Origin of the sequence: Galactobacillus timonensis (assembly GCF_900240265.1) — a bacterium.
In the GTDB taxonomy this organism is placed as follows: domain Bacteria; phylum Bacillota_I; class Bacilli_A; order Erysipelotrichales; family Erysipelotrichaceae; genus Bulleidia; species Bulleidia timonensis.
This window is the reverse complement of sequence record NZ_LT964740.1, coordinates 102,676-115,977: the sequence shown is the minus strand read 5'-3', so window position 1 is coordinate 115,977 and position 13,302 is coordinate 102,676. Positions and strand designations below refer to the sequence as shown.

Here is a 13,302-nt window from a genome sequence, read left to right as displayed (position 1 = left end):
AAAGAAATGGAAAATATAAACAGTAAAATTGGTGATGCAGCAAAATGGTCTACAATGGCCGAACTCTTTTCAAAACTTGCTTCTCCCATTGTTAATATGGTTTTGGCAAGAGTTCTTTCCCCGGAAGCGTTTGGAATTGTTGCATCTATAACCATAGTTACAAGCTTCGCAGATATTTTTACAGATGCGGGTTTTCAAAGATACATTATTCAACATGAATATGAGAGTGATGCGAATCTTGATCGAGGAACAAATGTTGCATTTTGGGCGAATTTTGTAGTTTCGTCATTTATCTATCTTTTAATAGTTATCTTTCGGAAGCCTTTATCGACCGCAGTAGGAGCCAGTGATGCGTATAATGCTTTTGCAATTGCCGGAATATCTATAATTTGTACTTCTTTTTCAAGTACACAAACTGCAAGATTTAGACGTGATTTAAAATTCAGACCTCTTTTTATTGTACGTGTAACATCTGCTTTTATTCCACTTATTGTAACTGTTCCGTTAGCATTTGTTTTTCATAGCTATTGGGCCATGGTTATTGGAACGGTAATACAGCAAGTTTATTCTGCAGTTGCATTATCAATCCAATCTAATTGGAGGCCAAGGCTTTACTTTAGTTTTAAATTGTTCCGTCAGATGTTTTCTTTCAGCATGTGGAATCTACTCGAAACCTTAGCTATTTGGTTTGCTGGCCAGGCTGGGATATTCATCGTAGGTAGAATTTTAAATTCATATTATCTTGGTCTTTATAAGACAGCGATGACCACTGTTAATTCATATATGGGGGTAATTACTGCCTCAATCACGCCTGTGCTTTTTTCTGGTTTATCAAGATATCAAAATGATGCAGCAAAGTATAATGGCTTATTTTTTAAATTCCAAAGAATAATCGCACTATTCATGTTACCGATGGGCCTTGGCCTATTTATTTTTCGGGAATTAGCGGTTGAAATTTTATTGGGAACACAATGGTTATCAATAGCAAATTTTCTTGGGACATGGGCACTTATGAGCGCAATTACAATAACTTTTAGTAATCCAGCAAGCGAAGTGTATAGAAGCAAGGGACTTCCACAGATCTCATTAATACTACAGATTATTTATTTAATGGTTTATATACCATCGATTTGGTATAGTGCACATCAGAGTTTCAATTCTTTATGCAGCGTGTCCTGTTTAATACGCATCTTCCCGGTAATTTTGGACATTTTAGTTTTAAATTTTAAATTTCATATAATAATAAAAAGATCTTTGCAAAATATATTTCCATGTATCATTGCAAGTGCAATAATGGGTGTAACCGCTACACTATTGAATTACATAAGTGATGATATAGTTTGGCAGATTTTATCTGTCATCGTTTGTATAATTGTTTACTTTGCTGTTGTGATGTGTTTTAGATCGACAAGAACAGAAATTTTATCATTGAAAATTGTACAAAAAATAAGAAAACAAAGATGAAAAAGATTACAGTATTCACTGCAACATTTAACCGCGCCAATAAATTGCCTAGAGCATTTAACAGTTTATTAAAGCAGACTTCAAAAGATTTTGAATGGTTAATAATAGACGATGGATCAAGTGATAACACTGAGGCCATAGTGAATTCCTTTAAAGAAAAAGCGGACTTTCCTATTAGGTATTTTTGGAAGGAAAATGGGGGAAGACATACTGCTGCAAATTATTCGTATAAATATATAAATACACCGTATGTTGTTACACTTGATTCGGATGATGAGCTTACTTCAAATGCAATTGAATTAATGATAAAAACTTGGGAGTCAATACCAATCGAAAAATATAATAAATGTTGGTGTATATCAGGAAGAGAAATTGACTCAAGAAATAATTCTATGATTGGTAAAGCTTATCCGCAAAATATCAACAATTTAACGGGTAAGAAACTGAGAAAGGAAATATTGAAATATCCTGGTGAGAAACATTGCTGTAGAAAAACTGAAATACTTATTCAATATCCTTTTCCTATATATCCAGACACTAAGTTTGTTACAGAAAATGTTGTGTGGGAACAGATTAACAGGTCTTATGATCAATGGTGTGTGAATGATATTTATGGTATATATCATTCGGATTCTTCAGATGGCTTGACAAATAAGGGTATTCATAAGAATACAAGGCATAGAACTTTTTATTATGCAGGTTTATTCTATGTAAATTATCTTTTTGATGAATTTTTTTATAACAGACAGGTGCCATACTATGTTGTTAATGTTTCAAGATGTGCAATGTTAACAAACACATCATACCTTGAAGTAATGAAGTCTATTAATAAATGGTATAAGCGCGTATTCGTCACATTTGGATATCCTATTTCTGCTTTATGGATTTTCTTTCATAAAAAACAATTATGATAACAACGAAAAAAGAATTTGAAGAAATATTGAAATACGAAAGAAAACTGATTGGGTTTGATCATTTTAGTGATTATTTTATCAAATTATTGGCAGGATCTGAAAAAGCAGAAATATGGAAAGTCCAAAAGTGTTTGCGATATACAGAGTATTATATGAATTGTAATAAAAGGATCCGCTTTTATATAAGTAAAATCAGGTTAAACCATCTTCAAAATAAATCTGGAATTCATATAGGTTTAAACACCTGCGAAAAGGGATTAAAAATAATGCATCTCGGTCCTGTGCTAATTAATGGACACGCACATATAGGAGAGAATTGCAGTATTCATATAAACACTGTTATTGCAGCATCAGGCACATCTGAACAGGCACCTATAATTGGAAATAATGTTGTTATTGGAGTTGGGGCGATACTTATTGGCAATATTTTTATTGGAGACGGTACTGCAGTAGGAGCGAATGCATTGGTAAACAAATCTTTTAGTGAAGGAAATATTGCAATTGCAGGAGTTCCGGCACATAAAATTTCTAATAACGGGAAAAGTAGCTGGAAATAATTAACTTAAGGTAATTTATGAATTTCAAAAAATATATACCAAATAAAATCTTTATAAAGCTGAAATTTGAAAAGAACTTAGGTTATAGGCCTAATCTTTATAAACCAAAAACTTATAACGAAAAATTGAATTGGCAAAAAATCCATGATCATAGGGAAATTTATCACGATATGGTTGATAAATATAAAGCAAAAGAATATGTATCAAAATACATTGATAGTAAATATATTATTCCTACGTATGGAGTTTGGAATGAATTTAAGGAAATAGATTTTGGCGTGTTACCTGATGAATTTGTTCTTAAGACTACCCACGATTCAGGCGGGGTTGTGATCATTCACAACAAAAGCCAAATGGACTTATCAAACGTGCAATCAGTTATACAAAAAAGTCTAAATACGAATTATTTTTATGTATGTAGAGAATGGCCATATAAAGATCTGAAGCCAAGAATAATTGCTGAAAAAATTATTTCTGAGGAAACTCCTAACGATTATAAATTTTTTATGTTTAATGGCAAATTTGATAGCGTGATGGTTTGTTCGGATCGTAAGAATGGACATGCAAAATATAGGTTTTATGACCGAGATTGGAACAGACTAATGTACATGAAGCCCGAGTGTGAACCGGCAGGGGATGTTAGCAAACCTGATAATTTTGAGGAAATGATTAATATTGCAGAAAAACTTTCAGAAGGGTTTCCTCAGTTACGAGTTGATTTATATAATGTTGAAGGAAAGGTATATTTTGGAGAATTAACTTTATTTGATGAAGGTGGGTTTGATACTGAAATAACCTATAAGACAGATCTCTATTGGGGAAATAAAATTAATTTGAATTTGATAAGGGGTGATATATAATGGCGAATTCTTTTTGGGCTCTTATTCCACCTATTTTAGCTATTATCATTTCTTTAATCACCAAAGAGGTCAATCCTTCGCTATTGGCCGGCATCATAGTAGGAGCTGGACTTTTTTGCGGTTTTAATATTTTTACTACAGTTACAACAACCTTTGACATTATGGCAAATAAAGTTGAAGGAAATATGGGAGTCCTTATATTCATCATCCTTTTGGGTATGATTGTTTATCTGATGAATTTAAGTGGAGCTACCCATGAATATGCAAAATGGGTGAGTAAAAAATTGAAAACTAAGAAACAGAGTCTGATTGCAGCCACATTACTTGGAATCATTATTTTTGTAGATGATTATTTTAACTGTCTTACAGTTGGCACTGTTATGAGGCCAATAACAGATAAAAACAAAGTTTCAAGAGAAAAGCTTGCGTTTATTATTTGATTATACAGCAGCACCAGTCTGCATGCTTGCTCCAATATCATCATGGGCAGCTGCAGTAAGCACTTCGTTGCCAGATGGATCAAAAATTGATGGTATTCAATTATTTTTTAAAACAATTCCATATAATTTCTACACATGGTTTTCTCTTGCAATGATTTTCTTCACAACTTTACTAGCTACTGATTTTGGTAAGATGCGGAAATATGAGAAAGCTTGCGAGAGTGGAAATTACAAGTATGAAGAAATAGAAGAAACTAAAATTGAAAGCAACAATACTGGAAAAAGTAATTGATCTTATTTTACCAATTGTTTTCTTAATTACTGCATCAATAGTTTCTATGCTTTATACAGGTGGTTTGTTTAATGGGGGTATCAGTAGCCTCAGCATTTGCTAACTGTGATGTGATTACAGGTCTTGCAATGGGGGCTACTTATACTGTTGTATTTGTTGCCATTTTATATTTGCCAAGAAAAATCGTGACACCAAAACAGTACCTTGATGGGCTCGCCAAGGGATTAATAAATATGGTTCCAGCAACGCTTATTCTCGTGTTTGCTTGGACTCTGAGTGGCGTTTGCGGTGCGGATTATTTGAATGCTGGCGGTTTGTGGCAAATGTTGTAGAAACTTATCACATGAATTTACATTTTATGCCGGCAGTATTTTTCGTTGTTGCATTACTTCTTGCTTTTTCAACAGGAACTTCATGGGGGACATTTGCAATAATGCTTCCGATTACCACAGCTGTATTTGGTGATTTGATGACTCCATTGACCGTTATTACAACAGCAGCAGTTCTAGGTGGAAGTGTATGTGGAGATCATGTGAGTCCTATTTTTGATACAACGATTCTTAGTTCGACTGGTGCTCAATGCAATCATTTAAATCATGTATCTTCGCAATTGCAATATGGTGCTGTAGCGGCGATTATGACATTGGGTTGCTATTTGATTACAGGTTGGATCAATAATGCATTGGTTGGATTAGTTATTGGAATTTGTGGAGTGCTGGTGTTTGCGCTTGCAGTGAAGAAATATTATGGCTATTAAAGAAATATGAAAGACACTTCATTATATAGAAATATGTATAAGCGACCGGAAAATAATTATAAGTATTCTAATAAAGAGCTAGACAATTGTACTTTTGTGAAGGTATTACTAATGCTATTGGTTGTGATTTATCATTCATGTGTTTTTTGGCATGGAGATTGGTTCACTGAAGCAACTATTGTTCAACCCTCAAAGTTTTTTCAGGTCATACCAAGTTGGTTAAACTCATTTCATATTTGGGGATTTACATTGGTAAGTGGATTCATCTTCTCATATTTGCAAAGTATAAAACATTATAATAATATATATGATTTAGCAAAAAAAAAGTTTAGACGTTTAATAATACCTTATTTTTTTATTTGCACAGTTTGGGTAATACCGATTACACAATATTTTGACCATTATCCTATATCTACATTAATTACTAAATATTTATTGGGAACGTCACCTTCGCAGCTTTGGTTTTTACTCATGCTATTCGATTTATTTATTATAGCTTGGCTGTCAGAAAATATATTTAAAAAAAATAATACTACAGCTATTGTGGTTGGAACGCTGTCGTATTGTATTAGTATCGTTGGAGCCCATTTTTTGCGAAATTATTTTCAAATATGGACAGCATTTCAATACGTGCCAGTTTTTATTCTTGGTTATAGTCTTTTTAGTAAAAATAAAATTTTGAAGCCTGCGCCTTGGATAGTCTTACATACCACTACTTTTGCTTTACTAAATGTGATTCCAGAGCAGGGAATGTTGTCAAAATTTATAGTAGTATGTTTAATGCAAAAACCGGAGATTCAAGGCCACTGAATCCGGATGTTCAAGACCAGTCATCCGGTAGTTCAAGTCCATGCCGTCCGGTAAAGTAAGGCCACCCCTCAGGGTGGCCTGCTTCAGCTAAGAACGGATACCCATCCGGCGGTATCCAGTGCTGTTATCTGTTACATGTACTTCTCTCTCATATCCTTGCCTTCAATGTTCAGCGTAAATGCGTTATGAACCAGCCGGTCTATAGCTGCTTCGCCAATCGCTCTGTCAATGAATCTGCGCCTCCATTCAACCTCCATAAGCTGAGAGCTGACGATCGTGGAGTTCTTCTTGTTGCGTGAATCCATGAGTTTGAGGATAAAGTCCTGCGCATCCTTTGTTACGTTAGTCATCATGAAGTCATCAATGATCAGCACATCTGGCTTGGTAAGCTTCTTCAAATATTCCATGACAGACTGTGGGGAAGCTTCTCTGATTGCAAACTCCGTCATCAGATCATACATACCGATATACCTCACATGGTACTGCGCCTGGCACGCATTGATTCCAAGCGCCTGACTGATGAAGGACTTTCCTGCACCTGTCGGACCGCCGATGACGACATTCCTGTGGCCCTGAATGTACGCATTCGTCCTGAGCTGCTGGATCACATCCTTATTGATCTTCCTTTCCGGATCGTAATCGATCTGATCGCAAACGGCGGATTTGTGGACGCGGGGCGTCGGCACTTTTGGAACCGCCTCGACGGAGACTGCGACGGTACCAAAGCGACGTTGCTGATAATTCAATGTGTAATCTAGTGAGAAATTGTATGAAAGAGCAATGATCCGGCTTCCCATTCATAAAAAAGATAGTATCAAGTGTCGAAGGTGCCAGAAATAGGATAAATAACTCTGAAGGCTTCACGGTACATTGAGAAAGGACAACTGCCGCAGGGAAAAAATCGCTGCGGCCGTCCAGAAATCATCCGAGATCGTTTATTATCTGTTCCCAGCTGATGAAGGATGAAATGTATACAAGACTGGGAGTGAGATCCACAAGCCTGGCAGACGCAATCATCAACAGACTGGTTTCCAAGGCATATGACCTGGAAATACAAGGGGATTCTATGCGGGAGATGGACATTACTGCTGAACTCGAACGCATCCTGGCAGCGCAGGCAATAAAATAGTCAGAAAGAAGCTCAGCCTCTTATGATGGCTGGGTTTTCTGTTTTTTAGTACCAAACTGCCGCCGCTGCGGTACCAATTTACCGTCGTCACGGTTCCATTGATTGCCGTCGACTTCTCCCCAAAAGTCCGCTGTTTGCGATCTGATCAAGCGATGCAGTAGGATCCTTGAATCCTGCACGCTTGATTAGTCCCTTGACCCGGGTATGATTGTGCTGCTGGTATTCTGCATCCACTATGCGTGAGAGAAGCTGATCTGATGTCAGTCCCTGGCACTTTGGATCGGCCAGGATCAGCGTCAGTTCATCAGCCATGGCATTCAACTTCAGATCCCTGAGCTGGTGCAGGGCTTCCTGGAATGAATTACCTGCCGTGCTTCTGCGTGTCATAGTAATCATCTCCTCTCAGCCATGCACTCTGGGAATCCTGTTCCATATTTACATTGTTTGTTTCTGCTTGTATATCTGCCTTCATCAAGGCTTTAATATTCTTGACTGTTGGATTGATTGATTTTTCCATACAGCAAAGGCAGGCACGGTCGAGTTTGGAGGCTCCGAATGTGTCTGCTGTTTTCAGAATTGCATGAACCTTGTCGTAATAGACCTGTTCCGGTCTTCCGCCTTCGAAGATCTTCTGCACCATCATATGTACATTCGGTCCGAGATCATCCGACCATCTGAGAAAACGTTCCTTATTCCAGTCCCTGGAACCTCCGGGCGGCATATGAGCAGGATCTGTATCATAATGGCCGATCACCTTTGAAGAGAATCTGCGGTGTGTGCACAGGAACTGTGCATTGTTGTCGGTATAGATGTCGATGTGGTCCTGATAAATGCGCAGAGATACGTAGTCACCGATATTGCACATCTTATAGGGAACCGAATAGTAATTCCTTCCGGAACTGACGTGATAGGAATTGTTTACCTTTGCACGTCCGGCTTCAAATGGTTCATATGGCTTGGCAGGAAGAGGCAGGAGAAGGTCTTTCTCAAACTCAAGGAACTTTTCCCTGCGGGTTCCTGCTTTGTTTGTAAAGGGTGTGCCGTTGATTCTGTCCACTTCAATCCGGAGGCGCTCGTTATACTCTTCGACACTGAAGAACTGGCAGTTGCGAAGCCCGGCCATGGCACGTTCGATCATCCTCACGAAGTTCTCGATTGTAGGCTTTGCATGCGGTGACCTTACCTTGCCCGCAATTACAGATGTGCCATAGTAGTCAGCCATTGCGATATAGCTCTTGTTGAATTCGGCCTCATCACCCCATGGATGACTGACCACACCTGTCTTGAGGTTATCGATCATGGTCAGCGGAGTAACACCGCCAAAGTACTCGAACATGTGCTCATTGCAATAGATCCAGGCACGTTCCTTCATGTCCAGCGTAGCTTCTGCATAACCAAAGTCACTGAACGGAAGAACACCTACGAAAATATAACCTTTGATTTCTTCGCCGGTTTCCGGATCAATCCATGTGGGACGGTCACCGACCCAGTCCAGTTCGCAACGTTCACCTGCCTTGTGCTGGATGATCTCGGAATAGTTATGTGTCTTCAGATACCCAGAGAGCAGGAACTCGAACTGTGTTCTCCTGTAGGGAACCTGATGATTCAGCAGACAGGTATCCGTATATTCTCTCCAAAGCTGAGCTATCGTCATGTTCGGAGCAGCCAGTTCTTTGGAAAGAGATTCGAAATCAGGCTGAACATAAACGCTGTTGGCAGCACTTCCGGGGTTGAACAGTTCTTCCAGTTCCTGCGGTGGCAATTTCTTCATCTGATCGTAAGTAAGATGATTGGAATCCATGATAGAAAAAATGTCAGAGATCTTGTCACGTCCCATGTGCAGGGAACTGGCAATTTTTCTCTGACTGCAGCCCTGACGCCGCATCTTGGCGACGTCCATATAGTTTGGCATATTATTCATGCCCTCCATTTCCAGTACGGGAACTGCCGGATGTTCAATTCCCATACAAGATTCACTATAGAACACAGAGGGTGGACTTGATTCACCGGACAATGTGGTATCAGATTTCCGGATGTGGTGGTCTTTCACAACCGGACGCGCTGGCCTTATGGTCCGGACGATGTGGTCTTATTTCGCCGGCATTTGCAGAGAGCCCTGTGGTTGATAGAAGCCGCAGGATTTCCTTGTACTTTGACATAAAAAATAACCTCCTTTCGTACAAGTGAGGCGATAAGCCTCACCGCCATTATAGAAAGAGGGTTTCTCAAAAATTTGGGGTGCGTCAGGATGGCCTTGAAGGTCCGGAATCACATGATCCCAACCTTCAAAAGGGTGGCCTTGGTTTCACCGGAAACCCGGCTTCGCCACATCGGTATATTCAATTGGAAAAGCAGGCGGAGGAACCGAACACAGATCTTATACCCGCAGAAGAACGGATTGAAAAATTGATTGAAGCGGAATGGGATCTCCGGTATCAAAAGAAGTTCAGCCGCTATCTGAAGAAAGCTTCCTTACGCTATCCACAGGCCGATATAGATCAAAGCATTTATGACGCAGACCGTCAGCTGGATACGGAAAGCATCGAACATCTTGCCGACTGCAAATGGATTGAAGAAGGAAGAAACCTTCTGATTACAGGACCGGCAGGAGGAGGAAATTATGCAAAGCAATTGATAATGTAAAGTAAATGCCGCAATCATCTGTGCTGATGCAGATAACTGCGGCAATCACTTTACATTATTTTCTTGTCCTACCATTCCGGTAATACTTCTTCTATGGGAGTACCCATAGAAAGGAGTTCTCAAAATGGAGAACAAGTTGACAATTGAACAGTGCATATTTCAAATACTTGAGATCATGCGGCAGCGTAATTTCAGCAACGGAACTATCAACCTCTACACTCATCATTACAACCAATTTAAGAAGTATTGCAGCAAATATAACTACATTTATTTCAGTGACCAGATCAGTTTGGAATTTTTAGCTGAGCACTATGGAATCTTTCTTCAATCGCTTGAAGTAAGTTCGTCCTATAACAGTTCAAAGCTTTGCCATCTGCGTGCGCAGAAAATGCTAAGTGTATACAGCTCCAGCCAGGTATTTGTTACGAGGTTTTCAAGATATCATTCCGAAATCACCGATGACTATTGGAAACCAATTTATCAAGGATTCCTGCAGGAACAGATAGACCAGGGCATTCGAAAATCTACCATAAGGCACCGGGAACTGACAATTCGATTCATTATTGAATACTTTTGCGCGCATAGCATTCATGACTGCAATTTAATCACTCAGGAAATTGTTGAGAAGATCCTTGCTTTATTTATTGATGAAGCACCAAAGTCTGTGACAGCACGTTGTGGCGAAATGAGATTTTTCTTTCGTTACTGTTTCAGCAACGGATATTCATTTGAGGATAAAAGCAGGTTCGTAAGGAAAGTCTCCGCACCTCATAGAGCAAATCTGCCTATCAGCTGGAAGCCGGAAGATGTCAAAAAAATACTCGGCTCTGTTGACCGAGATAGTCCTGTTGGAAAAAGAGACTATGCAATTCTGATGGTTGCCTGCAAATACGGGCTGCGATCGGTAGATATCCGGAATCTGGAATTAGAGAATATCAATTGGGAAGCCAAAGAGATCATCATAAAACAACAAAAGACCAGCAATACCATTCATCTTCCACTGTTGACTGACATTGGCTGGGCTCTTATTGATTATATTCGCCATAGCAGACCAGTCACAACAGATAATGCAGTTTTTATTACTGCCAACGCCCCGTATAAGCGTTTGTCCGAATCCTCCGAGCTGAACACGATTTTCAGGAAATATCTGTCCCTATCTGGTGTTCCAATTCCGCGGGAAGGATTCTGCGGAATGCATACTTTGCGGCATACTCTTGGCAGAGTTCTGCTTGAAAAGCAGGTTCCGCTGCCGCAGATCAGTCAGATTCTCGGACATACGAGTGTGAAATCCACCAGCATATACTTACAGATTGATATGAACGGTTTAAAAGCATGCATGATCAATCCGAACGAGGTGTCTGAATCATGAAGTTCGAATATAAAAGTGTCTTCGGCCCTTTCATGGAAGACTTGATTCAGGAAAAGCGAAAACTCGGCTACAAATACGAGACTGCAGAGCGCAGATACCATGAAATGGATGGATTCTTTTTCAGAGCTGGTATAAAGGATCCGGCTTTAACGAAAGAAGTTGTAAACCTTTATGTCACAAAAAGGCCAAATGAAACAAAGCAAACACGCAATAATCGGGTCGGAGCCATCCGGGAATTAGCTAGTTATATGTCCAGAGCAGGAAACGAAGCATATATTTGTCCGCCTCTGCCTGCAGGAAGCTACACCAGAGAATATGTCCCGCACATTTTTACTGACCAGGAGCTTGCGTCAATATTTCAAGCTGCGGATAAAGAAGGGCTCGAAAATGAGTGCAATCAGCAGTATGCCGTTATTTTCCGAGTTCTCTACAGCACAGGTATGCGTGTAAACGAATTGATGCATTTAAAATTCAAAGACATTAATTTTGAAGCCGGCACCTTCTTTATCCGGCAGGCAAAGAACAATAAAGATCGGATGATACCTGTTCACCAGGTAACTTTAGATTATCTGCAGGACTATCAGAGAAAATATCGTTCTGGCATTTCAGAGGAAGAATACCTCTTCACTAATGGTAAGGGAAAAAGTCTTAGCGATGCGTCTGTATACCACCATTTCCGAAGATGCCTATGGAAAGCAGGAATACACCATGGCGGCAGAAGTAAAGGCCCAAGAATTCATGATTTTCGTCACACTTACTGCGTTCATTGTCTCCGCAACTGGGTCAAAGAAGGACAGGATATCAATGCGTTAATGCCATATCTTTGTGCTTACATGGGGCATTCAGATACACGCTGCACGGAGTATTATCTGCGCCTGACAGCAGAACTGTATCCAGAGATAGTTGCAAAGTGTGAAAGATACTTTGAAGGCACCAAAAATGAAGAATAAAGACTTTGATTACTACGTCACCAGTTTCTTTACAAAGTATCTGACGGGAGAAAGGAATCTAAGCACTAATACGATCAGTTCCTACAGGGATACCTTTAAGCTGCTGTTGATTTTCTTTCGAGATGAGATGAATCTTCTGCCAGAAAAAGTAACTCTGTCCGAACTGACAAGGAACAATATTCTGCATTTTCTTGACTGGCTGGAAGCAAGCAGAGGAATCAAGAAATCATCACGAAACATCAGATTATCAGCAATTCATTCCTTTATCAGATATGTGCAGGTGGAGGATATTGATCATTTTGAAGAATATCAGAAAATCCTTGCCATCAAGAATAAGAAGAGTCCGTCAGGGGTTATCCCGTATCTAACAGTAGAAGAAGTAAAGGCAATTCTCGGTGCACCTGATACAGAGACTGCAAGAGGTCGCAGAGATAAAGTCTTATTGACCGTAATGTATGACACTGGTGCCAGAGTTAGCGAGATCTGCAGTTTGAAAGTTGATGATATCCGCTTGAATAGTCCGGAAACAGTCAGAATAACAGGCAAAGGAAATAAGACTCGCTTTGTGCCTATCATGGGAAATACAGCCGGGATTCTCCGGAAGTATATTGAAGAAAACAATCTGAATACTCTGAAATATTCAACAAAGGAATACCTCTTTTCAAATAATCAGAACCATCAGCTTACTCGTGCAGGAATAGCATATATTCTGAAAAAGTATGCAGCAATGGCAGAAGATAAATCCGGAGTTACCTTCAGCATTCCAACACATCCTCATATTCTCCGGCATTCCAAGGCAGTACACATGCTTGAAGCTGGTGTTCCATTGATATATATTCGTGATTTTCTTGGACACGCCAGTGTGAAGACCACTGAGATATATGCAAGAGTTTCCCAGCAAAGCAAAAGAAAAGCTCTAGAAAACGCATATGAGGAAATCTCACCTGAAGACACAAAAGATTGGAATGATGATGTCGATCTAATGCGATGGCTTCAAAATCTCACAAAGAAATAATGTAAAGTAATTGTCGCAGTTATCTGCATCAGCACAGATGATTGCGGCATTTACTTTACATTATCAATTGCTTTGCATAATTTCCTTAATGTAAAGCTTTAC

17 protein-coding genes are annotated in these 13,302 nt (G+C 39.4%); 14 read left to right on the top strand and 3 right to left on the bottom strand.

The features are described from left to right. Positions 1-6: 6 nt before the first annotated feature. The 9 genes from C1714_RS10995 (at position 7) to C1714_RS10955 (ending at position 6,094) form a co-directional block, all read left to right on the top strand. Positions 7-1,464 carry an oligosaccharide flippase family protein gene (locus C1714_RS10995; RefSeq protein WP_102343305.1) on the top strand — a complete coding sequence of 486 codons (1,458 nt, stop codon included), beginning with the start codon at positions 7-9 and terminating at the stop codon, positions 1,462-1,464. Then, positions 1,461-2,375, top strand: coding sequence for a glycosyltransferase family 2 protein (locus tag C1714_RS10990; RefSeq protein ID WP_102343304.1), 915 nt, complete (start codon positions 1,461-1,463; stop codon positions 2,373-2,375). The genes C1714_RS10995 and C1714_RS10990 overlap by 4 nt, the downstream gene beginning before the upstream one ends. Then, positions 2,372-2,935 (top strand): LbetaH domain-containing protein, encoded by a 564-nt coding sequence (locus tag C1714_RS10985; RefSeq protein WP_102343303.1) that lies wholly within the window; start codon positions 2,372-2,374, stop codon positions 2,933-2,935. The genes C1714_RS10990 and C1714_RS10985 overlap by 4 nt, the downstream gene beginning before the upstream one ends. A gap of 17 nt (positions 2,936-2,952) precedes the next feature. Then, positions 2,953-3,795 carry an ATP-grasp fold amidoligase family protein gene (locus tag C1714_RS10980; RefSeq protein WP_102343302.1) on the top strand — a complete coding sequence of 281 codons (843 nt, stop codon included), beginning with the start codon at positions 2,953-2,955 and terminating at the stop codon, positions 3,793-3,795. After that, positions 3,795-4,235: a hypothetical protein gene (locus C1714_RS10975; RefSeq protein WP_102343301.1), complete on the top strand. Its 441-nt coding sequence runs from the start codon at positions 3,795-3,797 to the stop codon at positions 4,233-4,235. The genes C1714_RS10980 and C1714_RS10975 overlap by 1 nt, the downstream gene beginning before the upstream one ends. Further along, a complete protein-coding gene (locus C1714_RS14595; RefSeq protein WP_135567936.1) occupies positions 4,219-4,527 on the top strand; it encodes a Na+/H+ antiporter NhaC family protein in 309 nt (102 codons plus the stop codon). The genes C1714_RS10975 and C1714_RS14595 overlap by 17 nt, the downstream gene beginning before the upstream one ends. 71 nt (positions 4,528-4,598) lie before the next feature. After that, entirely contained in the window at positions 4,599-4,859 is a 261-nt protein-coding gene (locus tag C1714_RS14590; RefSeq protein ID WP_102343299.1) for a Na+/H+ antiporter NhaC family protein, read from the top strand. Continuing rightward, positions 4,844-5,284 carry a Na+/H+ antiporter NhaC family protein gene (locus C1714_RS14585; protein ID WP_135567935.1) on the top strand — a complete coding sequence of 147 codons (441 nt, stop codon included), beginning with the start codon at positions 4,844-4,846 and terminating at the stop codon, positions 5,282-5,284. The genes C1714_RS14590 and C1714_RS14585 overlap by 16 nt, the downstream gene beginning before the upstream one ends. Before the next feature lie 6 nt (positions 5,285-5,290). After that, positions 5,291-6,094 (top strand): acyltransferase family protein, encoded by an 804-nt coding sequence (locus C1714_RS10955; protein WP_102343297.1) that lies wholly within the window; start codon positions 5,291-5,293, stop codon positions 6,092-6,094. A gap of 131 nt (positions 6,095-6,225) precedes the next feature. Here the strand turns inward: C1714_RS10955 and C1714_RS10950 are convergent, their stop codons facing one another. Next, the gene (locus C1714_RS10950; RefSeq protein ID WP_167850033.1) at positions 6,226-6,840 is read right to left on the bottom strand and encodes an ATP-binding protein; all 615 of its coding nucleotides are present in this window, start codon (positions 6,838-6,840) and stop codon (positions 6,226-6,228) included. Between the two features lie 221 nt (positions 6,841-7,061). On the opposite strand from C1714_RS10950, the gene C1714_RS14100 reads away from it, so the two are divergent. Next, positions 7,062-7,223 carry a hypothetical protein gene (locus tag C1714_RS14100; RefSeq protein WP_167850032.1) on the top strand — a complete coding sequence of 54 codons (162 nt, stop codon included), beginning with the start codon at positions 7,062-7,064 and terminating at the stop codon, positions 7,221-7,223. Positions 7,224-7,310: 87 nt separating this feature from the next. Here the strand turns inward: C1714_RS14100 and C1714_RS10945 are convergent, their stop codons facing one another. Further along, on the bottom strand, positions 7,311-7,610 hold the full coding sequence (locus C1714_RS10945; RefSeq protein WP_102343295.1) for a hypothetical protein: 300 nt from the start codon (positions 7,608-7,610) through the stop codon (positions 7,311-7,313). Further along, complete coding sequence (gene istA, locus C1714_RS10940) at positions 7,585-9,189, bottom strand: IS21 family transposase (protein ID WP_102343294.1); 1,605 nt, start codon at positions 9,187-9,189, stop codon at positions 7,585-7,587. The genes C1714_RS10945 and istA overlap by 26 nt, the downstream gene beginning before the upstream one ends. A gap of 272 nt (positions 9,190-9,461) precedes the next feature. Here istA and C1714_RS14450 point away from each other — a divergent pair, with 272 nt between their 5' ends. The 4 genes from C1714_RS14450 to C1714_RS10920 all read left to right on the top strand — a co-directional run bounded on the left by C1714_RS14450 (position 9,462) and on the right by C1714_RS10920 (position 13,200). Continuing rightward, on the top strand, positions 9,462-9,866 hold the full coding sequence (locus C1714_RS14450; RefSeq protein WP_102343293.1) for an ATP-binding protein: 405 nt from the start codon (positions 9,462-9,464) through the stop codon (positions 9,864-9,866). Positions 9,867-9,990: 124 nt separating this feature from the next. Then, on the top strand, positions 9,991-11,235 hold the full coding sequence (locus tag C1714_RS10930) for a site-specific integrase (protein WP_102343292.1): 1,245 nt from the start codon (positions 9,991-9,993) through the stop codon (positions 11,233-11,235). Further along, positions 11,232-12,185, top strand: coding sequence for a tyrosine-type recombinase/integrase (locus C1714_RS10925; protein WP_102343291.1), 954 nt, complete (start codon positions 11,232-11,234; stop codon positions 12,183-12,185). The genes C1714_RS10930 and C1714_RS10925 overlap by 4 nt, the downstream gene beginning before the upstream one ends. After that, positions 12,175-13,200 carry a tyrosine-type recombinase/integrase gene (locus C1714_RS10920; protein WP_102343290.1) on the top strand — a complete coding sequence of 342 codons (1,026 nt, stop codon included), beginning with the start codon at positions 12,175-12,177 and terminating at the stop codon, positions 13,198-13,200. The genes C1714_RS10925 and C1714_RS10920 overlap by 11 nt, the downstream gene beginning before the upstream one ends. Positions 13,201-13,302: the final 102 nt, after the last annotated feature.